Origin of the sequence: Naasia sp., from assembly GCF_025465545.1 — a bacterium.
Taxonomy (GTDB): domain Bacteria; phylum Actinomycetota; class Actinomycetes; order Actinomycetales; family Microbacteriaceae; genus Naasia.
This window is the reverse complement of the sequence record NZ_JAODMK010000011.1, coordinates 61,779-84,475: the sequence shown is the minus strand read 5'-3', so window position 1 is coordinate 84,475 and position 22,697 is coordinate 61,779. Positions and strand designations below refer to the sequence as shown.

Annotated in this window: 21 protein-coding genes; 13 read left to right on the top strand and 8 right to left on the bottom strand. The window is 68.2% G+C overall.

What is annotated here, in order from left to right:
- Window positions 1–5: 5 nt before the first annotated feature.
- A complete protein-coding gene (locus tag JWR33_RS03505; RefSeq protein WP_297409505.1) occupies window positions 6–932 on the bottom strand; it encodes an AraC family transcriptional regulator in 927 nt (308 codons plus the stop codon).
- A 143-nt stretch (window positions 933–1,075) separates the two neighbouring features.
- On the opposite strand from JWR33_RS03505, the gene JWR33_RS03500 reads away from it, so the two are divergent.
- Together JWR33_RS03500 and JWR33_RS03495 are read left to right on the top strand one after the other, a co-directional pair.
- Window positions 1,076–1,789 (top strand): amidohydrolase family protein, encoded by a 714-nt coding sequence (locus tag JWR33_RS03500; protein ID WP_297409503.1) that lies wholly within the window; start codon window positions 1,076–1,078, stop codon window positions 1,787–1,789.
- Between the two features lies 1 nt (window position 1,790).
- Window positions 1,791–2,792, top strand: a complete 1,002-nt coding sequence (locus JWR33_RS03495; protein ID WP_297409501.1) for an NAD(P)-dependent alcohol dehydrogenase — start codon at window positions 1,791–1,793, stop codon at window positions 2,790–2,792.
- A gap of 26 nt (window positions 2,793–2,818) precedes the next feature.
- Here JWR33_RS03495 and JWR33_RS03490 read toward each other — a convergent pair whose 3' ends face one another.
- Window positions 2,819–4,309 (bottom strand): mannitol dehydrogenase family protein, encoded by a 1,491-nt coding sequence (locus JWR33_RS03490; protein WP_297409499.1) that lies wholly within the window; start codon window positions 4,307–4,309, stop codon window positions 2,819–2,821.
- Between the two features lie 18 nt (window positions 4,310–4,327).
- A complete protein-coding gene (locus JWR33_RS03485) occupies window positions 4,328–5,122 on the bottom strand; it encodes a GntR family transcriptional regulator (protein ID WP_297409497.1) in 795 nt (264 codons plus the stop codon).
- Window positions 5,123–5,338: 216 nt separating this feature from the next.
- On the opposite strand from JWR33_RS03485, the gene JWR33_RS03480 reads away from it, so the two are divergent.
- Genes JWR33_RS03480 through iolC form a run of 6 tightly spaced genes read left to right on the top strand, consistent with a single transcriptional unit; the run spans window position 5,339 to window position 11,803 of the window.
- Complete coding sequence (locus tag JWR33_RS03480; RefSeq protein ID WP_297409495.1) at window positions 5,339–6,337, top strand: sugar ABC transporter substrate-binding protein; 999 nt, start codon at window positions 5,339–5,341, stop codon at window positions 6,335–6,337.
- A 51-nt stretch (window positions 6,338–6,388) separates the two neighbouring features.
- Window positions 6,389–7,927 carry a sugar ABC transporter ATP-binding protein gene (locus JWR33_RS03475; RefSeq protein ID WP_297409493.1) on the top strand — a complete coding sequence of 513 codons (1,539 nt, stop codon included), beginning with the start codon at window positions 6,389–6,391 and terminating at the stop codon, window positions 7,925–7,927.
- On the top strand, window positions 7,924–8,940 hold the full coding sequence (locus JWR33_RS03470) for an ABC transporter permease (RefSeq protein WP_297409492.1): 1,017 nt from the start codon (window positions 7,924–7,926) through the stop codon (window positions 8,938–8,940). The genes JWR33_RS03475 and JWR33_RS03470 overlap by 4 nt, the downstream gene beginning before the upstream one ends.
- Before the next feature lie 2 nt (window positions 8,941–8,942).
- Window positions 8,943–9,914 (top strand): cyclase family protein, encoded by a 972-nt coding sequence (locus JWR33_RS03465; RefSeq protein WP_297409490.1) that lies wholly within the window; start codon window positions 8,943–8,945, stop codon window positions 9,912–9,914.
- Between the two features lie 48 nt (window positions 9,915–9,962).
- Window positions 9,963–10,841: a hypothetical protein gene (locus JWR33_RS03460; protein ID WP_297409488.1), complete on the top strand. Its 879-nt coding sequence runs from the start codon at window positions 9,963–9,965 to the stop codon at window positions 10,839–10,841.
- Window positions 10,841–11,803 carry a 5-dehydro-2-deoxygluconokinase gene (gene iolC / locus JWR33_RS03455; protein WP_297409486.1) on the top strand — a complete coding sequence of 321 codons (963 nt, stop codon included), beginning with the start codon at window positions 10,841–10,843 and terminating at the stop codon, window positions 11,801–11,803. The genes JWR33_RS03460 and iolC overlap by 1 nt, the downstream gene beginning before the upstream one ends.
- Here the strand turns inward: iolC and JWR33_RS03450 are convergent.
- Complete coding sequence (locus tag JWR33_RS03450) at window positions 11,800–12,597, bottom strand: DeoR/GlpR family DNA-binding transcription regulator (RefSeq protein ID WP_297409485.1); 798 nt, start codon at window positions 12,595–12,597, stop codon at window positions 11,800–11,802. The genes iolC and JWR33_RS03450 overlap by 4 nt on opposite strands.
- Before the next feature lie 69 nt (window positions 12,598–12,666).
- On the opposite strand from JWR33_RS03450, the gene JWR33_RS03445 reads away from it, so the two are divergent.
- Window positions 12,667–13,797, top strand: a complete 1,131-nt coding sequence (locus tag JWR33_RS03445; protein WP_297409483.1) for an SDR family oxidoreductase — start codon at window positions 12,667–12,669, stop codon at window positions 13,795–13,797.
- Here the strand turns inward: JWR33_RS03445 and JWR33_RS03440 are convergent.
- Together JWR33_RS03440 and JWR33_RS03435 are read right to left on the bottom strand one after the other, a co-directional pair.
- Entirely contained in the window at window positions 13,794–14,606 is an 813-nt protein-coding gene (locus JWR33_RS03440; protein ID WP_297409481.1) for a DeoR/GlpR family DNA-binding transcription regulator, read from the bottom strand. The genes JWR33_RS03445 and JWR33_RS03440 overlap by 4 nt on opposite strands.
- Window positions 14,607–14,619: 13 nt before the next feature.
- Complete coding sequence (locus JWR33_RS03435) at window positions 14,620–15,540, bottom strand: PfkB family carbohydrate kinase (protein ID WP_297409480.1); 921 nt, start codon at window positions 15,538–15,540, stop codon at window positions 14,620–14,622.
- A 101-nt stretch (window positions 15,541–15,641) separates the two neighbouring features.
- On the opposite strand from JWR33_RS03435, the gene JWR33_RS03430 reads away from it, so the two are divergent.
- The 3 genes from JWR33_RS03430 to JWR33_RS03420 all read left to right on the top strand — a co-directional run bounded on the left by JWR33_RS03430 (window position 15,642) and on the right by JWR33_RS03420 (window position 19,191).
- Window positions 15,642–16,664, top strand: coding sequence for an alcohol dehydrogenase catalytic domain-containing protein (locus JWR33_RS03430; protein ID WP_297409478.1), 1,023 nt, complete (start codon window positions 15,642–15,644; stop codon window positions 16,662–16,664).
- A complete protein-coding gene (locus tag JWR33_RS03425) occupies window positions 16,661–17,704 on the top strand; it encodes a tartrate dehydrogenase (RefSeq protein ID WP_297409477.1) in 1,044 nt (347 codons plus the stop codon). Before JWR33_RS03430 ends, JWR33_RS03425 begins: the two co-directional genes overlap by 4 nt.
- A 71-nt stretch (window positions 17,705–17,775) precedes the next feature.
- A complete protein-coding gene (locus JWR33_RS03420; protein WP_297409475.1) occupies window positions 17,776–19,191 on the top strand; it encodes an aldehyde dehydrogenase family protein in 1,416 nt (471 codons plus the stop codon).
- A 185-nt stretch (window positions 19,192–19,376) separates the two neighbouring features.
- Here JWR33_RS03420 and JWR33_RS03415 read toward each other — a convergent pair whose 3' ends face one another.
- Window positions 19,377–21,074 (bottom strand): AMP-binding protein, encoded by a 1,698-nt coding sequence (locus tag JWR33_RS03415; protein WP_297409473.1) that lies wholly within the window; start codon window positions 21,072–21,074, stop codon window positions 19,377–19,379.
- Window positions 21,075–21,180: 106 nt separating this feature from the next.
- Between JWR33_RS03415 and JWR33_RS03410 the strand changes: the two genes are divergently transcribed.
- Window positions 21,181–21,519, top strand: coding sequence for a hypothetical protein (locus tag JWR33_RS03410; RefSeq protein WP_297409472.1), 339 nt, complete (start codon window positions 21,181–21,183; stop codon window positions 21,517–21,519).
- A 14-nt stretch (window positions 21,520–21,533) separates the two neighbouring features.
- Here JWR33_RS03410 and JWR33_RS03405 read toward each other — a convergent pair whose 3' ends face one another.
- Window positions 21,534–22,523, bottom strand: coding sequence for an ornithine cyclodeaminase family protein (locus JWR33_RS03405; RefSeq protein WP_297409471.1), 990 nt, complete (start codon window positions 22,521–22,523; stop codon window positions 21,534–21,536).
- Window positions 22,524–22,697 lie beyond the last annotated feature (174 nt).

Sequence of the window (22,697 nt, the reverse complement as noted above, 5' to 3'; positions counted from 1 at the left end):
ACGGGCTACTCGGGAGGCGTCCGGGACGCACCCTCCCGCCGGTACCGCAGAGGCGTCATGCCCACCTCGCGCAGGAACTGGCGATTGAAGTTGGACAGGTTCGAGAAGCCGACTTCGTAACAGATCCCCGCGATCGGGTCGTTCGTCTGCTCGAGCAGGATCTTCGCTCGGGTGATCCGCAGCACCCGCACCGTCTCGCTGAAGGTGCGGCCGCTCGCGCGCTGGAAGAAGCGGGAGAACCGCGGCTCGGACATGCCCGCCAGTCTCGCCGCCGCCGACATGCGCACCGTCGCGGTGAGATTCTCGAAGATGTAGCGGAGTCCCATCTCCACCGCGCGGGACTCCGGGGACTCCGCCTGAGGCGGGGTGAACCATTCGCGCGCCAGCGGTTCCCGCTCGTGCTCGGGAGCGCGCGTCAGGATGGCGAGCAGCTGAAGGAAGTGAGCCAGCCTGGCGAGCCCGGCCGTGATCCCCATGCTCTCGATCTCGCCGGCTGCGGCGGCCGCGGTGCGCCCGCTGAAGAGCAGTCCGCGCGAGGAGTCCTCGAGCAGCGCCTTCACCTCCAGCAGTTCGGGGAGATCCGCCGTCGATCGCTTCAGCCAGTCGCCGTCGAACTGCACCAGCGCATCCCGGTTGCGGGCCACGACTCCCGGCTCGAGGTCGCTCACCCAGTCGTGCGGCACCCCCGACCCGATGAGCGACACCTGACCGGGGCCGAACGAGCCGATGTGGTCCCCGACGATGAACCGGCCCGTCGTGGAGCGGATGAGGTGGATCTCGTACTCCGGGTGATAGTTCCACTTGGCGACGCTCGTCGGATAGTCGTGCTGGCTCCACCGCATCGACTGCGCGGGATCCTGGATGACGACCTCGCGCTCGGCGGAACGCCTGAGCAGCCGCTCCGCAACAGTTGCGGCGGTCAAGCTGGCCATGCCCGCCCTTCCACACCATTTCTGCAAATAAGTATCAGAAGATCGTATCAGCGAGGCTAGGAAGTTCCCCGCCGCGATCCCTAGGGTTGCCTCGCGGCTCCCGTCCTCCGACCGACAGGAGCCGCTCGCAGAGGGGCGACGCAATGATCATCGACTCGCACAGCCACATCGGCACGAGGATCGGCTCGCATCAGACGGGCGCCGAACTCGCGGACCGGATGGATGCGGCGGGCGTCGATCTGGCCTGCATCTTCCCGCACGTCGAGGCGGGCTTCAGCAACGACGAAGTCGACGTCGCGATGACCGAGCGGCCGGATCGCTTCATCCCGTTCATGGCGCTCAACCCGTGGGTCGGCCGGAGCGCGGTGGAGGAGCTGCACCGGCGAGCGGATCGTGGCTATCGCGGCATCAAGCTGCACCCGACCATCCACGGCTACAACCTGGGCGACCTCGCGCTGCTCGCACCGATCCTCGACGCTGCGCGGGAGCGTGCCCTGATCGTGATCGCGCACGGGGCGTCCGACGTGCTGAACGCGCCGCCGGCGTTCGCGAAGATCGCCCGCGCATATCCGGAGGTCCCCCTGCTCATGGCCCACAGCGGGGTGTTCCAGATGCACGAGGAGGCGATCGAGGCGGCGCGGGAACATCCCAGCCTCTATCTGGAGTGCGCCAGGGTGCCCGCATATGAGATTTCGGTGCAGATCCGTGAGCTGGGGCCAGAGAAGGTCGTCTGGGGAAGTGACTCCCCCTTCTGCGACTACACGTGGGAGTACCAGAAGGTGAGCAGGACAGTGGATTCCGAGGAAGCACGGCTTCTCGTCTGCGGGGGAAACCTCGCCCGACTGCTGGGGCTCTGAGATGGCGAATCGCAGCGCGGTCCTGCACGCAGTGAACGACCTCCGAATCGAGGAACGGCCCATTCCCGCCGCCGGCACCGGCCAGGTGCTCGTACGCGTCGCCGCCGTCGGAGTCTGTGGATCGGACGTGCACTACTTCGAGCACGGTCGTATCGGATCCCACCTGATGCGCTCGCCGATGATCTTGGGACACGAGTCGGCCGGCCACGTCGTCGACGTCGGCGAGGGCGTGGACCCGGCCCGCATCGGCCAGCTCGTGGCGCTCGAACCGGGGGTTCCCGATCGCACCTGCAGCGAGTGCCTCGCCGGCCGGTACAACCTGTGCCCCAATGTCGTCTTCCTGGCCACCCCGCCGGTCGACGGTTCGATGAGCCAGTTCGTCGCCTTCGACGCGAGCTTCGCGCACGTCGCTCCGGAGGGGATCACGGCCGAACAGGCGGCGATGGCCGAACCGGTGTCCGTCGCGGTGTGGGCGAACCGACGCGGGCAGGTCGGTCCGGGCGATCGCGTGCTCGTCACGGGTGCTGGCCCGATCGGCAACTTCGTCGCCCAGGTCGCCCGCTCGTTCGGGGCGAGCTCGGTGACCATCTCGGACCTGAACCCGTACCGGCTTGCGGTGGCCAGGAGCATGGGCTTCGACGCCCGCCTGCCCGGGGAGATCGAGGGAGAGTTCGATGTCGCGATCGAGTGTTCTGGTGCCGCGCCCGTCGTGCTCTCGAGCATGCGCTCGCTTGCCCGTGCCGGACGGATGGTGCTCGTGGGGATGGGTGCTGACACGGCCCCGATCGATGTCCCGGTCCTCCAGGCGCGCGAGCTCACCGTGCTCGGGGTGTTCCGCTACGCGAACTGCTACCCGATCGCCCTCGGCCTCATCAGCTCACGCAAGGTGGACGTCCTTGGCGTCATCACTCATCGCTTCGGACTGGCGGAATCGGTCCGAGCCATGACCCTCGCTCACGACGAGCCAGAATCACTCAAGGTCGTCGTCGAGCCTCAGTCATGACAGCCCGATCGACGACCCCGGTGCGGCTAGGAGGCGACCCGCGGCGAGAAGCCGGCGTAGGCCTCGACCGTGGCCTGAGCGCCGTTCTCGAAGAGGGACTCGAGCGCCGCTCGGTATTCCGTGGTGAAGCGGTCGTTCTCGGCAAGGTCGCCGAACAGCGACCGGTTCTGGAGGAACGCGAGGATGTTCTCGCGCTGGCTCTGCGCGAGGGGGACGAGCTCGTCGCGCAGGCGGTCGACGACGGTGATCGGTGCGCCCTGGTCGTCGACGCCCTCGACGTATCGAGCCCAGCTCGCGACGATCGCGGCCGAGTTCCTGACGGGCCCGCCCGTGGCGAGCTGCTCCCGCACGACGGGCAGCAGCCATTTCGGAATCCGATCGCTCGACTCCGCGCAGAGTCGAGCGAGCGTGTCCCGGACCTCCGGGTTGCGATAGCGCTCGATGAGCATCCGCTTGTATCCCGCAAGGTCCACTCCCGGCACCGGGCGCAGCGTGGGAGTCGCCTCGAAATCCATGTAGTCGAGCAGGAATTGGGCGATCGCCGGATCCGCGGACGCCTCGTGCGCGTAGCGGTACCCGGCCAGGTAGCCCAAGTAGCACATGCCTTGATGCGTCGCGTTGAGCAGCCTCAGCTTCATCAGCTCGTAGGGCTCGACGTCCTCGACGACCTGGACGCCGACCCTCTCGAACGCGGGGCGTCCGAGGGGGAAGTGGTCCTCGAGGGCCCACTGCTCGAATGGCTCGGCGACGACGGGCCAGGCGTCGGTGACCCCGAGGCGATCAGCGATCTCGGCACGGTCGTCATCTGTGGTCACGGGAGTGATTCGGTCGACCATCGAGTTGGGGAAGGCGACCGAGGATTCGACCCAGTCGCCGAGCTCGGGGGAGCGGAGTCGCGCGTATGCGGAGAAGGAGCGCCTCGCGACCTCCCCGTTGCCTTGGATGTTGTCGCAGGACATGACGGTGAACGGCTCGATGCCGCGTTCACGGCGCCGGGCGAGCGCTTCGACCACGAGCCCGAACACCGTCGCGGGCGGCGAGGTGAGCGCGGCATCCTTGAGGACGGCCGGGTTCGTCACGTCGAACTCGCCGGTCACCTGATCGAAGTTGTAGCCGCCCTCGGTGATCGTGAGCGAGACGATCCGCACCGCCGGGTCCGCCATGCGCTCGATGACGGCATCGGGGTCGTCGGGGGCGAACAGGAACTGCACGATCGACCCGATCACCCGCAGGTCCCGGCTGCCGTCGGGGTGTTTGAGCTCCAAGGTGTAGAGACAGTCCTGCGCGTCCATGACGTCGCGAATGCCGGCGTCCTGGTGCATCGCGCCGACGCCGCAGATTCCCCAGTCCAGTGCTTCGCCGCGGTTCATCAGCCGGTCGACGAACATGGCCTGATGCGAGCGATGGAACCCGCCGACGCCGAAGTGCACGATCCCGACAGTCACGCTCGAGCGGTCGTAGCCCGGAACCGCGACATCGACCGGAAGCGAGCCGATGGTGGATGCGCTGAGCTGCATGGTGTCCTTCCGCTGGTGCTAGTCCGTCGGGCGCACAGACGTGCCGCGCAGGTCGGACGTGAAGAGCTCGGTGCCCTCCGAATACACGATATTGCTGCTCTCGACGCCGCGACCCCGCGCGTCGAAGGCGTAACGCTGGGCGACCATGACGGCCGAATCCCTCGGCAACTCGAGCAGGTCTGCCTCGACGGGCGTGACCTTGCGAGCCGTCATAGTCTGGTTGCCGCCGACGAGTTCGATGCCGGCGACTCGGTGCAGCTGGTTGTAGAGGCCATCGGAAAGCAGGCCCTCCCGGGTGAGGCGGATGCCATCGGGGAGGGCGAGCTTCGTGCGGATGAGCACGATCGGCACACCGTCCGCGAGCCGGACGCGTTCGAGTTCCTGGAGGGTCGAGCCTGGCGGGATGCGCAGGGCCTGCGCGGTTCGGTCATCGGCCAGCGACTCGCCCATGGACACGACCAGAGTCGTGGGTGTCCGTCCGTCGCGGATGAGGTCGCGATACAGGCTGTTGAGTCCGACGGCGCGCACAAGACCGCCGCCGAGCGCGAACGCACCGATGCCCCGCTGCGTGTGGATGACGCCGTCGCTCGCGAGTCTCGCCATGGCCTGGCGCAGGGTCGGCCGGCTGATGCCGAGGGCGAGAGCCATCTCCTTCTCCGGCGGGAGTGGAACGGCCGGGGGGTAGTGCAGCTCCTCTATCGTCCGCTTGAGGGCCTCGCTGCACTGCCAGTGCAGCGAGACCGCCCCGCTGCGCACCAGCGGGCGCGCGCTCAAGCTCCTGAGGAACTTGGACTGCGATGTCGACGAGCTCATGGCCGACCTAGAGTACCAGATGACTAGGTGTCAGGTAATGTTGACAAGTGGTAAGCACCCGCGTAGCGTCGCGACCTGCGGGCAACCGTGGTCGGACGAACGGGTTCAAGGTTGAACTCGACTGGGGAATCGTTCCCCGCGGAGCGCTCCAAGCCTTCGCGAACCGCGATGCTCGGGCGTTCGCAAGCTATATCGACAATGGAGTGGAGTAGTCACATGTCCCTTTTGAAGCACAGCCGCACAATCGCAGTCGGCGTCATCGCCGGCGCGGTCCTCATCGGCACCGCAGCCTGTTCGGGTGGAGGCGGGGCGGCCGATCCCGGTTCGAGCGCCAGCCCCGGCACCGGCGACGCTCCCGGCACCGTGGGAATCGTGGAGTTCGACAGCACGGCTCCCTTCGACTCTCTCGCCGCAGCCGGCGCGAAGAGCGAACTCGAGAAGCTGGGCTGGGAAGTGGTCAGCCAGGACCCCCAGGGTGACCCCGGCCAGGCCAACAGCATCTGCAGCCAGTTCATCACTCGCCAGGTCAACGCCCTCGTGGTGACGACCTACGCCATGGACCAGATGGCCCAGTGCATGTCCGAGGCCAAGGGTGCCAACATCCCGGTGTTCTACATCGCCAGCCCCCTGCTGGAGGGCATGGCCGGCGCGGTCGACGTCACGTCGCCGAAGCCGATCAACGACGTGTTCATCAAGTACGTCAAGGACAACGGCATCACGTCGGTCCTCGCGCTCGACTACTCCCCGGGAACCCCCTGCCGTCTGCGCAAGGAGTACCGCCAGGAGCTGCTCGCCGGCACGGACGTCAAGGTCCAGGAGCACGAGTTCACCATCCCCGGCCAGGTCGTCGATGCGCAGAACGCGACGGCCGCCTGGCTCGCCGCCAACACTGAGGGTGCCGGCAAGTACGCGATCTGGTCCTGCTTCACCGACCCGAGCGCGGGCGCGGTCGCCGCGATCAACCAGGCCGGACGCACCGACTCCCTGCCGATCTTCACCTGGGACTTCAACAAGACCATCTACGAGCCCCTCAAGAGCGGGGCGATCGCCGCAACCCTGAGCCTCGACGGGAACACCGTCGGACGCCAGGTCGCCGAGATCATCACCGCGTACTTCGAGACCGGCAAGACTCAGGAGGTTCCTGGTGAGGTCGAGATCCTCACCAAGGACAACATCGAGGACTACGTCACGCGGAACCCGCAGACTCTCGAATAGCTCGGAACAGCCGCTTTCGCAGACGCACACGGTTGAGGAAGGTCGAATCTCATGACTCACGAACAGACCCCGCTGATCGACGCGAAGTCGATCAGCAGGACGTTCGGCGCGGTGAAGGCGCTCACGGATGTGAGCGTGGACTTCCGCCGCGGTGAGGTTCACGGACTTGTCGGCGCCAACGGCGCCGGCAAGTCCACCTTCCTCAACGTGCTCGCCGGCGCCATCACACCGTCGAGCGGCACGATCCTCGTCGATGGCGAGGAGGTGAGGATCCACACGCCTGCACAGGCGGATGCCCTCGGGTTCGCCTTCATCCACCAGGAGCTGGCGCTCATCCCCGACTTCAACGCCATCGACAACATGACTCTCGGCATCAAATCCGACAACCCGCTGCGATTCGAGGACCGCAAGGCGCGCGCCAAGCTTGCCCGGGAGGTGGCCGACCGACTGGGCCTCGCCTTCAGCCTCCGCCGCCCGGTGCGGGAACTCAGCGTCGCCGAGCGGGGAATGGTCGCGATCGGGCGCGCCCTCGCCCGGGACGCCCGCTTCATCGCAATGGACGAGCCGACCGCGGCCCTGTCCGACGTCGAATGTCAGCGACTCTTCCAGATCGTGCGCCAGCTCACCGGCGACGGCGTCACCATCGCCTACGTGAGCCACCGGCTCAATGAGATCGAGCTTCTCGGGGACCGCGTCACGGTCTTCAAGGATGGCAAGGTCAGCGGCCGCTTCGATCGCGGCGGCTACGACCGCCAGGACCTCATCAAGGGCATCACGGGCCTCGCGGGCGGCCTCGAGCTGCGCGAATCCCTCGCGCCGGTGGCTCCCGATGCCCGCGTCGTCCTGGACGTGCAGCATCTCAGCGACGGGCGACGCGTGAAGGATGTCTCGTTCACGTGCCGCGCGGGGGAGATCCTCGGCCTCGCCGGCGTCGTCGGGGCGGGCCGCAGCGAGACTCTCGGACTCGTCTTCGGCGATCGCAAGCCCGAGCTCGGGACGATGTCGATCGACGGAAAGGCGCACGCTCCGTCGAACGTCCAGGCGGGTATCGCCGCTCAGGTGGCGCTTGTGCCCGAGGAGCGCCGGTCGCAGGCCCTTGTCATGGAGGAGTCGATCCGCACCAACATCACGCTCGGCAACTGGAAGGCGATGCGTGCGGCGCCGCCCCTCGGCTTCATCAGTGACAAGAGGTCCGAGGGCATCGCGAAGCGGATGATCGCGGCGCTCAGCATCAAGGCGAAGGACTCCTCGGTGCCGGTGCGCACCCTCTCCGGTGGGAACCAGCAGAAGGTCGTGTTCGGCCGCTGGCTCGCACGCGACTCGAAAGTCCTGCTCCTCGACGAGCCGACCCGTGGTGTCGACATCGGCGCCCGTCAGCAGATCTGGCAGACGGTCGAGAACTTCGCGGCTGCGGGCGGCGCGATAGTCGTCGTCTCGTCCGAACTGGAGGAGCTGTCCATCTGCCACCGGGTGGTGGTCATGGTGGAGGGGCGCACCGTCGCCGAGCTCGAAGGGCCGGGCGTCACCGAAGAGCAGATGCTGTCCGTCATCTACAGCCACAACCACGAAGCGAAGGAAGCAATCTCATGACGCAGACCGCCGCGTCCCCGCAGGTGTCAGAGCCGACTGTCCTGCGCCGCAGCACCGGACAGTCGATCACGCTGTTCGTCGGCAAGTACGGCGCACTCATCGTGCTCGCGCTGCTGATCATCGTCTTCACTGTTCTCTCGCCCCGGTACTTCCTCACCGTGGGCAACATCGTGCAGATCTTCAACCAGTCGGCGCTCTCCGCGATCGTCGCCTGCGGTCTGACGCTCGTCCTTGCTTCCAACCAGTTCGACCTGAGCGTGGGCAACACCGCGAGCCTCGCCGGGGTCACCGTCGCCTTCCTCATGATCAAAGGCGTTCCGATCCCGATCGCGATCCTCGTTGCGCTGCTCATCGGGGTGGCTGTCGGCCTGGTCAACGCCCTGCTCGTCACGCGACTCAACGTGAATGCGCTGGTGGCCACTCTCGGGGTCGGAAGCGTCGCAGTGGGGGTCAACTACTTCATCACCACCGGATCGGCGCAGCCCTTCGGCTCCGTCGTGCCGGAGTTCTCCCTCATCTCCGTGGGTCAGTGGCTGGGCGTTCCGCGCAACGTCTACTACATGGTGGTGATCGTGGCGATCCTCTGGGTGATACTCAACCGCACCGACCTCGGCCGCAACATCCAGGCGGTGGGGGGCAACGCCGAGGCGTCCCGCCTGGCCGGCGTCGGGGTCAAGGGGGCGACGACGATCGCCTTCGTCATCTGCTCGGTCTGCGCCGCCATCACCGGAATCCTCCTCGCCTCGGTGATCGGCAGCGGTCAACCCACCGGCGGCGACGGCTACACCCTCTCCGCGTTCGCGGCGGCATTCCTCGGGACGGCCGTGCTCCGAGAAGGCCAGTTCCACATCGTCGGCACGCTGGTCGGTGTCCTCACCGTCACGGTGGGATTCAACGGCCTGGCGCTCGCAGGGGTCCCCTCGTATGTGCAGTTCCTCTTCCAGGGCATCCTGCTCATCGCGGCCGTGTCCTTCAGCACGGTCGCCCGCAAGATGATCAAGGCAGGGGCCTAGCCATGACCGACGACGCACCCACGACGATCGCCGAGCTCCTCGGCCCGGACGCGCCCAAGAACTGGGGCAAGTGGGGGCCGGACGATGAAGTCGGCAGCCTCAACTACCTGACCTCCGCCGAGGTGCTGCGCGGCGTCGCCGCGGTCAGGTCGGGCGAGACGTTCACCCTCCAGGTCCCGATCGGGTCTCCCAAGTCGGACGGCGACCCGGTGTGGCCGAACCGATCGTCCGCCATCCGAACAGCGGTCATGGATGAGGGATTCTTCCGTCGCGGCGAGGCCGCGCCGACCGGCGGCGACCACCACTACGCCGACGACAAGATCGAGATGTTCCTGCAGGGATCGACGCAGGTCGATGCCCTCGGGCACATCTGGTACGACGGCACCATCTACAACGGATACGACGCCTCGACCACGGAGGGCAGCCTCAGCAAGGCCTCTGTCGAGCCCCTCGGAGAGCGGGGCATCGTGGGTCGCGGTGTCCTCGTCGACATCGCGCGCCACAGGGGAGTGCGATACCTCCAGTCCCGTGAGAGCTTCGGCATCGAGGAAGTCCTGGAGGCGGCCGCCGCCCAGGGCGTCACCATCGAGAAGCGCGACGTGCTGCTCCTGCGCACCGGATGGCTTTCGCGGTTCTATGACGTTCCCCGGGACGAGTTCTACGCCGACTGGAGCGAGCCCGGACTCACCTATTCCCCTGAGACGGTCGCGTGGTTCCAGCAGATGGAGATCCCGAGCCTGGTGACGGACCTCATCGGCAACGAGGCGACGCACTACCCCGGCTCGGTCGTCGAGATCCCGTTGCACTCCGCGCTCATGCGGAACCTCGGAGTCGTCTTCACCGAAGTCTGCTGGCTCGAGGAGCTCGCGGACGCGTGCGCGGCGGATGGCCGGTGGACGTTCCTGTACACCGCTGCGCCGCTCAAGGTGGTCGGAGGCAGTGGCGCGCCGGTCAACCCGATCGTCATCCGCTGACCTGCTCGCCTCCGACCACCCACCCGATCGAGCCCTAGGAGACCCACGATGACCGAGAGAACTCCCGCCGTGACGATCGACCAGTTCCGTGATGCCTGGGGCAATTTCTCCATGCTCGCGATCGACCAGCGCGAGTCGCTGCGTCAGATGCTCGCCAAGGCCGCGGGCTCCGAGACCGTTGCCGACGAGGAGCTCGTCCGGTTCAAGGTCGCCGTGATCCGCACGCTCTCGCCCCTCGCCAGCGCCGCGCTGATAGACCGGAGCTACGGTCTCGAGGCCGCCCGGATCTCGGAGTGCCCCATCATCCTCGCGGCTGACAACCTGTTTCAGGAGGTGCCGGGAGGGCCGGTGAACCGGGCGGAGATCGACCCAGGGGTGAACGATGAGGTCATCGCCGAGTTCGGGGCCTCCGCGCTCAAGATGCTCGTGCCGTGGCTGCCCGACCGCCGGGACGCCGCGATCGAGCTGACCGAGCGGTTCATGGACCTCTGCCGCCGAACCGGCATGCTCGGCATCGTTGAAGGCGTGGTGCGCCCCGCGGACTTCGGTTCGTGGTCCGATGCGGAGAAGAACGACGCCCTCGTGGATGCCGCAACGGATCTCGGCAGGACGAAGCCGGATCTCTACAAGGCGGAAGTCCCCCTCTTCGGAGCAGGCGACCGCGACGCGATCGTCGCAACGGCGCAGAGGATCACCGACCGGGTCGAGTGCCCGTGGGTCGTCCTGTCCTCCGGCGTTCCTGCGGCACGCTTCGCCGAGGCCGTCGCGATGTCGCGGGCCGGCGGTGCGAGCGGCTTCCTCGCCGGCCGCGCCATCTGGATGGACGCCATCCCCGCGGAGAACCCGCAAGCCTTCCTCGAGACCGTCTCCGCGGAGCGACTGCGCAGCCTTGCAAGCGCAGCGGGCCAGGGACACTCCGGCGACTGATGGGTATTTCCGCGCCGACCGCCGAGAATCCGATCGTCGTCATCGGCCGCATCGGGGTGGACCTCTACCCGACGGAGGTCAACACCGCACTCAAGGACGTCTCCGGATTCACGAAGACGATCGGCGGCAGCGCGGCGAACGTCTCGGTGGCGATCGCGCGACACGGCCACGAGGTCGCGCTCGTATCCCGCACCGGCGCAGACCAGTTCGGCCAGTTCCTGGTGGAGCAGCTCGAGCGGTACCGGATCCAGAATCGCTTCGTCATCCCGGTCGCGGGCATGCAGTCGGTGCTCACGTTCTGCGAGATGTTCCCGCCCGACCACTTCCCGTTCTATACCTACCGCAACCCAACCGCGCCGGACATGTTCGTGCGCATCGACGACGTGCCGCTCGACCTCGTCGCAACGACGCCGCTCTTCTGGGCGACGGCGACGGGCCTCGCACGCCAGCCCTCCCGCGACGCCCACTACGCGGCGTGGAAGGCGCGCAACCGCCAGGGTCCCACCGTGCTCGACCTCGACTACCGGCCGAGCTTCTGGGATTCCGCCGAGGAAGCGGCGCGGGAGATCCCGCGGGCGCTCGAGCACGTCAACATCGCGGTCGGCAACCTCGACGAGTGCGAGATCGCCGTGGGGGAGCGGGATCCCCAGCGCGCCGCCGATGCCCTGCTCGACCGCGGCATGGATCTCGCCGTGGTCAAGATGGGGCCCCTCGGCGTGCTCGCGAAGACTCGTACGGAGACCTTGGAGGTGCGGCCAATTCCCGTCGACGTGGTCAATGGCCTCGGTGCCGGGGACGCGTTCGGTGGCGCTCTCGTGCACGGTCTCGTCGAGGGCTGGCCGCTCGCAAGGACTCTCGCGTTCGCCAATGCGGCGGGCGCCATCGTCGCGACGCGGTTCGAGTGCTCGGCCGCGATGCCGACGACCGCCGAAGTGCTCGAGATGGTGCACTCGGTTGCCTAGGCGGGCTCGCCGCTGGGGACGAGCATGACCTCGACGTTCTCGTCCTGGAGGACTGCGAGCCACTCCGAGTCGATCCGGTCGTCGGTCACCAGCACGTCGACCGACTGCCAGCCGCAGGTGCGGGACATGGCGCGTCTGCGGAACTTCGTGCTGTCGGCGAGGGCGACCACGCGCCCGGAAACGGCGATGAGTTCACGCTTGAGCGCGGTGTCCAGGTCCGTGATGTCGAAGACTCCGCGCTCGGACAGCGCCGAGGCCCCGAGGAAGTATGTCTCGACCTGCAGCTCGCGGGCGGCCGCAACCGCGCCCGGTCCGCAGAAGGACTGCATCTCGCGGCGGAGGGTGCCCCCGAGTGCGACGACCTCGACGGTGCCGCCACCCATGAACGCGTCGATGACGGGCACCGACGCTGTGACGACCCGCAACCGGCTCCGATCGGTGAGCTGCTGGGCCAGCTTCGCCGCCGTCGATCCGGCGTCGACAGCGATCACAGCTCCGTCGGGAACCAATTCCGCGGCGCGCCGTGCAATGCGAACCTTCGCGAGCGGCTCCTCGGTGAGCCGCCGCCCGTACGGCCCTGGCACCGTCTGCAGCTGCGGTGCGCGCACGCCTCCGTAGTACGAGATCACGCGGCCCTGGCTCGCGAGTTCGACGACGTCCCGCCGGACTGTCATCTCGGAGACCCCGAGTTCGACCGCCAGCTCGGCGATCACCATGTGGCCGCGCTCGCCGACGATTCGCACGACCAGGTCGCGCCGGGCGGCCACCGAGAGGGGAGACGTCGCTCTCACCATGCGGAGACAGTAACGGAAATATGTGACAGGTTTCACACTGTCCGGAGAAGTCTAGAGGGAGACGTTGGCATGAAGGCAGTACTCGTGGGTGCGACGGGCGTCGTGGGTTCGGCTGCACTGGAGCACTTCCTGGAGCGGGGGGCGGATGTCGTGACGGTGTCCCGTCGGCGCCCGCACCCGCCAGGAGCGGGCAGGTTCGAGCACTTGGCCATCGACCTCCTCGATCGCGAGGCCACGCGCAGCGCGCTCGGCGCGCTCCGAGGGGTGACCCATGTCGTATATGCCGCGCTGTTCGAGAAGCCCGGACTCATCGCAGGCTGGGTGGACCCTGACCAGATCGAGAACAACGGGGCCATGCTGCGGAACGTCCTCGATCCGCTGATCGCTTCCGGCGCGCCCTTGGAACACGTGTCCGTGCTCCAGGGCACGAAGGCGTATGGCTTCCACGTCGCTCGCATGCGGGTCCCCGCGAAGGAACGGCAGCCGCGCGTCGAGCACGAGAACTTCTACTGGGTGCAGCAGGACTATCTCGAAGCGATGTCGCGCGAACACGGCTGGGCCCACACCATCTGGCGACCGCAGTTCATCTTCGGCGACGCCCAGGGGGCCGCCATGAATCTGATCCCCGTGATCGGCGTCTACGGCGCGCTCTGCCGGGAGCTCGGCCTGCCGTTCTCGTACCCGGGCGGCCGCTCCTACATCGCGGAGGCCGTCGACTCGCGGCTGCTCGCAGAGGCCCTGTACTGGGCGACCGACTCGCCCACTGCTCGCAACCAGGTCTTCAACATCACCAACGGGGACGTGTTCGAGTGGCGAGACCTGTGGCCGTCGTTCGCCGCCCTGCTCGGCGTCGAGGTCGGCGACGACGCGCCGCGCTCGCTGGCCGAGTGGCTTCCGAGCCATGCAGACACCTGGGCGAGAATCGCCGGCAGGGAGGGCCTGCAGCAGCCGGACCTGCTGCGCCTCCTGGGCGAGTCCCACCACTACGCAGACAACGCCTTCGCCTGGACGCCCGATGGGTCCGTGCTCGCGAGCCGGGAGCATCCTGTGCTGCTCAGCACCGTCAAGCTGCGCCAGGCGGGATTCACCCCCAGCCGCGACACCGAAGACATGTTCGCGTTCTGGATCCGGCGGCTGCAGGAGCAGCATGTTCTTCCCACGCCGCTGGCCTCAGCCGCCGGCGGCAGCTCGGCAGGCTAGCCGGCCACGGGGACCACGGTGACCGCGGTTCCCGCGTCGATCAGCATGGCGAGATCGTCGTCGGAGATGCCGTCGTCAACCAGGACCTCGTCTACCGAGGAGAAGTCGCACACGCGGACCATGGCGGAAGCATGGAACTTGCTGCTGTCCACGAGCAGCACGACCCGGTCGGCGACGCTGATCAGTGCTCGCTTGGTGACCGCGTCGAAGTCGTTGGCGCAGAACACGCCCCGCGGGCCGATTCCGCTCGCAGCGAGGTAGAAGGTGTCGAGGTGCAGCTCTCCGATCGCCCGCACGACGAGTTCTCCCTCGAAGGAGAGGGTTTCGTGGTGCAGCACACCGCCCAGCGCGATGAGGGTCGTCGACGAGCGCGTCATCAGGTCGGCGACGGCGCTCGCGGAGTGGGTGACGACCGTGATGGGCAGGCTCGCCGGGAGGGCGCGGGCGAGTTCCCGCGAGGTCGTGCCCGCGTCGATCGCGATCGCCTGGTCGCGGGAGACCCGGGACGCGGCTGCTCGCCCGAGTGCCGCCTTCGCGGTCGCCATCAGTCCCGCGCGCTCCTCGTACTGACGACTGCCCTGCAGATCGGTCGAGGGGAGAGCGCTCACCCCGCCGTGCACGATGCGCACGCTGCCGCCCTCGCTGAGCTTCTGTGCGTCCCGGCGCACGGTCATGTCAGATACGCCGAGCTCGATCATGAGCTCGGTCGTAGAGGAGAACCCCCGCTCTTCGACGATCTGCAGCAGGCGGGCACGACGTTCAGGCGCCGATCGGTAGCGCATCCCTGTGCTTCCCCGGGGTTCGGTCACGGGCGCCATCCTGCTACGCCGGGTCCTCGTTGCTGAACCGCGCCGCGATCTCCCGGTCGCTGAGTCGGGGGTCACCGAGTGCGCCGACCAGAGCGTCGACCTCCGCGCGGTCGGGTATGCCCGTCCGCCCGTCCAAGGCGCGGCAGGAGAGTGCCGCCGTCACGTTCGCGAAGCGGATGGCGGCTGCCATGGGTCGCCCCAAGGCGATCGCCGCGACGAGGGCACCGTGGAACACGTCGCCCGCGCCGAGCGTGGAGACGGGGGTGATGGGCAGCGCCGGCGCGAAGTGCAGCCCGGAGTCGTCGACCGCGAAGGAGCCGCGCGCCCCGTCCGTCGCGATGACGGTCGCCGCCCCGTCGAGCCGAGCGCGCCGGGCCGCCTCGATGCTGGTCGTGCCGTAGCGGCTGCGCAGCACCGTCGCGGTCGGCACGTACCACTCGAGCAGCGCGAGGTCGAGGTCCGGGATCAGGTTGCCATCGTCGACGCTCACTCGTGTTCCCGCGACGCCCTCCCGGGGCATCGCCCCCCAACCGGCCTTGTCGAGGTGGGTGATGTCGAAGCCCCGCGGAATCGCGGGGGGCGGAGGTGCGGGGCGGGTGATGATCGTGCGCGCGCCCGTGCCGGAGGAGACGATGACGGCGGTCTGTGCGGTCACAGAGCCGCGACGACGCTCCACGAGCGAGGTGCCGACGCCCTCCGCGATGAGCTCGTCGAGCAGGAGGCCGCCCGCCCGATCATCCCCGATCGTCCCGCAGAACTCGACCGGGAGGCCGAGCCGGGCGATGGCCACGGCGGCGTTGGCGGCGTTGCCTCCGCCGACCAGGGCGACCTGGTCGGCCTCGACCCGCCCGTCCTCGGGAGGCAGGCGGTCGGCCGTGAGGATCATGTCGAGCGCGACGGTTCCGACGCACACGATCGAGGGAATGGTGGTCACGCCCTCACTCTAGATAGATGTTGATAATCCAACAACATGTCGTTAGCGTGAATCTCCGGCGTGACGACGCGCTGACGCGAATGCCGAAGGGAACGTCCGCCATGAAGGCCGTGCGCTATCTCGGGGACCACAAGGTCGCCGTTCAGGAGCTGCCCGATCCCGTCGCCGGCCCCGGGGAGGTCCTGCTGAAACCGCTCGCCGTCGGCGTGTGCGGCACGGACCTGCACATCCTCGAAGGCGCCTACGCGTCGAACCCGCCCGTCACCCTCGGCCATGAGGTCTGCGCGGAGGTGGTGGGGCTCGGCGAGGGCGTCACGACGCTCGAGGTCGGCGATCTCATCACGATGGAGCCGCACTACTACTGCGGCGTCTGCGTGTACTGCCAGACCGGCAAGCCGCACATGTGCCCCAACCGCAAGGCCCCCGGCGTGCATCTCGACGGGGGGATGGCCGAGTTCCTCGTGCTGCCGGAGACGATCGCCTACAAGCTTCCCGCCGGAACCTCTCCAGAAATCGGGTCGATGGCCGAGCCCCTCGCCTGCGCAGTGCACGGGATGGACCGGCTGCAAGCGACTTCGGGGCGCCCGATCGCGATCTTCGGCGCGGGCCCCGCCGGCTCCATCCTCATCGCGCTGGCCAGAAAGGCCGGGCTCACCCCGATCGTCGCGGTCGAGATGCGGGAGCAGCGCCGCGACCTGGCGCTCCGGATGGGGGCCGATGCGGCACTCGACCCCACGGCCTCCGACTTCACCGAGCGCATGATGGAGCTCTCCGGCGGAGTCGGGTTCCCCTACCTGATCGACGCTGTCGGCTCCTCCCGGGTGCTCGACCAGGCCATCCCGCTCGCCTCCCGCGGGGCGAACATCCTCATCTTCGGTGTCGCAAGACCGGACGACCGCCTGACCGTGAGCCCCAACGAGATCTACGCCAAAGAGCTCACCATCCTCGGCACGGCTCTCAACCCGTTCACACACCGCCGCGCAGCGAACATCGTGAACCATCTGGGCCTCGACAACTTCGAGTTCGGCTACTTCTCGATGGACCAGATCGAGGATGCGCTGCAAGCCCAGCGTGACGGCACCTTCGACAAGGTCTTCATCACCCCGAACGGCGCCGTTTCATGAGCATCGCGGTCATCGCCGGCGACGGCATCGGCAAAGAGGTCGTCCCGGTGGGGATCGAATGCGTCGACGCCGCGCTCGCGCGTCACGACCAGGCCGTCGAGTGGACGTATCTCGGCTGGGGCTCCGACTACTACCTGAAGCACGGCGTGATGATGCCCGCCGACGGCATCGCCACGCTGTCCGGCCATGACGCGATCTTCCTCGGCGCGGTCGGCCTGCCGGGCATCCCCGATACCGAGACGCTCTGGGGCCTGCTCATCCCCATTCGTCGCGAATTCCAGCAGTACGTCAACCTCCGCCCGGTGCGCGCCCTTCCGGGAATCGAGAGCCCCGTCCGAGGCGGCAACGACATCGATCTGCTGATCGTGCGCGAGAACAATGAGGGCGAGTATTCCGAGATCGGCGGCCGCATCTTCCGTGGGCTGCCGCAGGAGGCGGCCATTCAGGAGAACGTCTTCACCCGCATGGGCATCGAGCGGGTCACTCGCTATGCGGCACAGCTCGCGGCGACCCGTCGCAACCACATCACGTCCGCGACGAAGTCGAACGGCATCATCCACACGATGCCGTTCTGGGACGAGATTGTCGCCGAGACGCTCGCGGACTACCCGGAGATACAGCTCGAGTCGATCCTCATCGACGCGCTCGCGGCGAAGCTCATCCTGCGCCCGGCGGCGTTCGATGTGATCGTCGCGTCGAACCTCTTCGGCGACATCCTCTCCGACCTCGCGGGCGCGATCGCAGGGTCCATCGGCGTCGCGCCGAGCGCGAATCTCAACCCTTCTCGGGAGTTCCCCTCGCTCTTCGAGCCCGTGCACGGGTCGGCTCCCGACATCGCCGGTCGTGGGCTGGCGAATCCCATCGGCCAAGTCTGGACAGGGGCGATGATGCTCGAGCACCTCGGCTACGCGGCAGCCAGCGCCGACCTCACGGCGGCGTTCGAAAAGGTCACCGCGTCCGGCGTCCGCACCCGCGACATCGGGGGATCTGCGTCCACCACCGAGGTGGGCGCAGCTATCGTCGCCGAACTCAGCCACTGACACCCCCGGCAGGCGGGCCCTCGAGGTCCCCCACTCCCGGCCGCCCCTACTGATCGAGAGAGTCCCCAGCCATGCGCGAGCAAGAACTGTTCATCGACGGCACCTGGATCCGCACCGACCGCGTCGACGAGATCCACGACCGCTGGACGGGCGAGGTCATCGGCCGGGTGCACCGCGCGTCACCCGAACATGCGGTCGCGGCGGTGGACGCCGCCGCGGCAGCCCTTCAGCGCGGTTTCCCGGTGCCGGAGCGTGCCGCCCTGCTCTCCCGGGTCTCCGACTACATCGCCGCGCACTCCGAGGAGTTCGCGCAGTCGATCACTGCCGAGGTCGGCAAGCCCATCACCGCTTCGCGACTCGAGGTGTCCCGCGCGGTGAGCACTCTGCAGTTCGCGGCAGAGGAGGCGCGTCGCCTCCCCTCGGAGACCGTTCCGCTCGATGCGACAGCCGCCGGGGCAGGCATGATCGGCTTCACCATCGCGCAGCCGATCGGAATAGTCGCGGCGATCACGCCTTTCAACTTCCCCCTCAACCTTGTGGCGCACAAGATCGGTCCCGCGATCGCGGCAGGCTGCCCGGTCGTCCTCAAGCCCTCCGATCGCACCCAGCTGACGGCGGGGCTGCTCATCGACGCGTTCATCGCCTCGGGACTTCCGGCCGGCCAGCTCAACCTGGTCACCGGGTCGCCGGACGACGTCGTCACCGCGTGGCAGGAGGACGACCGAGTCGCGGTGGTGACGTTCACTGGGTCGTCCAAAGTCGGCTGGCTGCTCAAGGCCGCGAGTCCCCGCAAGCTGCATGTGCTCGAGCTGGGGTCGAACACGGCGATGGTCGTGGCGGCGGATGCCGACCTCGAGCGGGCCGCGAAGGACACGGTGGGGGCATCCCTCACCAACTCCGGCCAGGCCTGCGTGTCCCTGCAACGCGTCTACGTTCATCGTTCGATCGCCGAGCACTACCTCGAGGCGGTGCGCCTGCGCTTCGACGCCGTCGTCACGGGCGACCCGCGCAACGACGACACCGTGGTGGGTCCGCTCGTCGCAGATTCCGAGGTTGGACGCATCGAGTCCTGGCTCGCGGAGGCGGTCGCCTCAGGTGCCCGCATCCTTGCGGGAGGCACCTCTGAAGGATCCGTGCTCGCGCCCACCCTGATCGCCGACGTGAGCGCCGACGACCGCGTCGTGTGCGAGGAGGTCTTCGGACCGGTGGTCGCTGTCACCGCCTTCGACGACCTCGACGAGGCGATCGGGCTCGTCAACGACTCCCTCTACGGCCTCAACACCTCGATCTACACGGCGAGCATCGGCGCCGCCCTCGACTACGCCCGCCGCGCCGAGGCCGGGACGGTGCTGGTGAACGTGCCACCGTCGTTCCGCGCTGACCAGATGCCCTACGGGGGTGTCAAGGACTCCGGCCAGGGGCGCGAGGGTGTGAAGTACGCGGTCGCGGAGTTGACCGAGCAGAAGCTCGTGATCCTCTCGGCATAGCCGAGCAGGGGTGAGGTCTATCCCGCAACGGACAGGAGGCACTCCGCCCCGCAGAAGTCGATGCTCGTCTCCGGCTCACCCGCGATGGCGGTCACGCGATGCAGACCTTGTGGTGCCGGCAGGGGCCGAGGGCTCCGTGATCCGTGCAGCGCATCTCGCGCCCCTCTTGCTGGTCCGAGGTGCGGTCAGCTCCGCTGGGACCGCAGCTCGGGGAAGCGGTCGTCGCGCCACTCGTCGGGGAGGGCCTGGCCGTCTCGAGCCGCGTCGGCCTCCCGCTGCCGGAGCTCCACGCGCCGGATCTTGCCCGAGACGGTCTTGGGAAGCTCGAAGAACTCGAGGCGCCGGACCCGCGAGTAGGGCGGAAGCCGCTCGCGCGCGTGCCGGAGGACCGCCAGGGCGGTCGACGCGTCCATGGGCCAGCCGGGCGCGAGCGCCACGTAGGCCTTGACGACGTTCAGGCGCGTCTCGTCGGGGGCGGGAACGACCGCGGCCTCCGCCACGGCCGGATGCTCGATCAGCACGCTCTCCACCTCGAACGGGGACACCTTGTAGTCGGAGGACTTGAAGATGTCGTCCGTGCGGCCGAGAAAGGTGATCACGCCGTCCTCGTCCCGCCGGGCAACGTCGCCCGTGCGGTAGTAGCGGTCGCTCGATGCGGCGCCGGTCCCGGGCGCGCCGAGGTAGCCGGCCATCAGATTCGGGGCGCCGCGCTCGAGGTCGACGCAGATCTCTCCCTCGACGGCCTCGTGCCCGGTGAGAGGGTCGATGAGCGTGATGGCCACGCCCGGCAGCGGTCGGCCCATCGATCCGCTCGTGACGGGACTGCTCGGCGTGTTCGCGATAGTGGCGGTGGTCTCGGTCTGTCCGTATCCATCGCGGATGGTCAGGCCCCAGGCTGCCTCGACCCGCTCGATCACCTCCGGGTTCAGCGGCTCACCGGCGGACAGCGCCTCTCGGAGGGCGGCCGGCCGGGTGCCGAGATCCGCCTGGATGAGCATCCGCCACACCGTCGGTGGAGCGCAGAAGGTGCTGACCCCGGCACGGTTCAGCTGTTCCCGAAGCGCCACCGGGTCGAAGCGGCTGTAGTTGAACACGAACACCGTCGCTTCGGCGATCCACGGAGCGAAGAAGCAGCTCCAGGCGTGCTTCGCCCAGCCCGGGCCACTGATCGCGAGGTGGACGTCGCCCGGCTGCAGGCCGAGCCAGTACATCGTCGTGAGGTGCCCCACCGGGTAGGACGTGCGGGTGTGGACGACCATCTTGGGGCGACTCGTCGTGCCGGAGGTGAAGTAGACGAGGCACGGCTCGTCCGAACGCACCACGAGCCCCGGCAGTGGGCTGCGGTAGGAGTGCGCGTCGCCATAGTCGGCCCAACCGGGGACGGAGCCCCCGACAGCGATTCGGGAGAACCCGCTGAGCCCGTCGAACTTGCCGGCCTCCGTCGCATTCGCGATCACGTGCCGCACGCGGCCGCGCCCGATCCGGTCGGCCAGGTCGTGGGCGGCGAGCACGGTGGTGGTGGGAAGGAGGACCGCCCCGATCTTCATCACGGCGAGCATCGACTCCCACAGCTCCACCTGGTTGCCGAGCATGAGCATCACGTGGTCGCCGGGAGCAACGCCCTGGGAGGCCAGCCACGCCCCTAGGCGGTCCGAGCGTTCCCGCATCTGCTCGAAGGAGACGCGCTGCTCCCGGCCGTCCTCCTCGACGATCCACAGAGCGATGCGATCGTTGCCGCGAGCGATGGAGTCGAACCAGTCGGTGGCCCAATTGAACGCAGGACCTACGTCGGGCCACTCGAACTCGCCTGACGCCCGCAGGTGGTCGTCGCGGAGGGCGATCAGCCCGTCGCGAGCGGAACGGAAGACCTCAGTGGCGTCCATAGCCTCATCATGCCGCGTGCGAGGAGCGCTCCGTCACGGGCGGAACGGGTCCGCGCCAGGTCGCAAGGCCTTCCATTTGCCACGGGTGACGCCGCATCGTGGAGTGATGAGGATCGTGTCTTACGCGGACGAGCATTTCAACACCACCGACGCGGTCGCGGAGAAGCTGCTCCAATACTCGATCGCGCTCACCCAGAGCGGCCGGAGCGACGTCGTCCGGATCCCCGTGGTCGCGAACGGCAGCTCCACCTGGGTGCAGCTCGTCATGGGTCCCGGCACCCAGCTCACCGCTCTCGAGGTGCATCAGGACGAGACGCAGCTGCAGGATGCCGATGTCCTCGTCGAGCTCGACGAGAAGATCAGACGGGAGACCCATCCCGGTTCGCCGGTGGGGCCCGAGGCTGGTGGCTATGCAGACAGCGACGGATGGCTGTCCGACGTGTGACGCTGGGACGACGATCAGCGGTCTGCCGGCGAGACCACGGGAGTGTCAGTCGTCCCCCGGCCTCCATCCTGGTCCTCCGAGCGAGCGAGCACGGCTCTTGCGATGATCAGGTCCTGCCAGGACATGCCCACGCCCTTGAACACCACGGGACGGTCCCGCTGCAGCGAGGCGGCTCCGGTGACGACGTCCTTCAGCGGGAGAAGCGCGCCGGTGTCGAGCAGGCCATCCCGGTGGGCGAGGATCACGTCGCCCGCCTCCCGGAGAGCCGTGTCGATGTCCTCGACGATCACGGACGCGGATCCCAGAAGGCGCCCGTCGAGTTCTCGGGCGTCAGGCTCGTGGGACCCGACGGCGATGACGATCGCGTCCGATCGAACGGCATCCGGCGGAAAAAGCGGCGTGCGGGCGGTGGTCGCACACACGATCAGGTGAGCTTCGGCGAGTGCGATCCTCCCCGCTCGGGAGTCCGCTGTCACGACGTGCCCGATGCTCCGTGCCGCGCCGGCACTGGAGGTGCTGCGCACCAGGAAGGTCAGGCGGCCGAGCGGGTTCGCGCTGACGGCCCGGATGGTCATGGCATGGCCGACCGCTTGCGGCCCGGCGCCGAACACCACGACCCGCAGAGGCCCGGTGACGAGGGCGAGTGCCGGCCGCACGGCCGCGATCGAGACGGCCGGCGTGCGCAGCGACGTCAGTGCAGTGCCGTCGAGAATGGCCCGCAGACTGAGCGTCGCGGCGTCGTACAGCAGGTAGGTGGCCTGGATGCGAGGGAGGCCCCGCGCTGAGTTCTCCGGCGCGACGGTCACGACCTTCACTCCCGCCTGAGCGCCGACCTCCGACGGCATGAGGAGGAACTGCCCGGTGCTGGTGTCGGCAGCGATGCGCGGGATGTCCGATGCCGGGTCGAAGCCGCCGGAGAGCGCTGCGACAATCGCCTCAACGGCCTCGAGCGGGGTGAGCGCGGAGGACACTGCCGCCGCGTCGAGGTAGGGAACGCGATTCACGGGAGCACGCGGGCGAGTCGAGCGATGGCCTGCTCGGTAGACCTGGCCCCAGGCTCTCGGGCAAGCGGCTCCGAGCGAGTCGGCGGCTTCACGCGTTCTCCTGTCCACTGCTGTCGGGTTGAGAGGGGGCGCACAGCTGAATCACCACGTCGTTCACCACACAGGGTGAGGCCG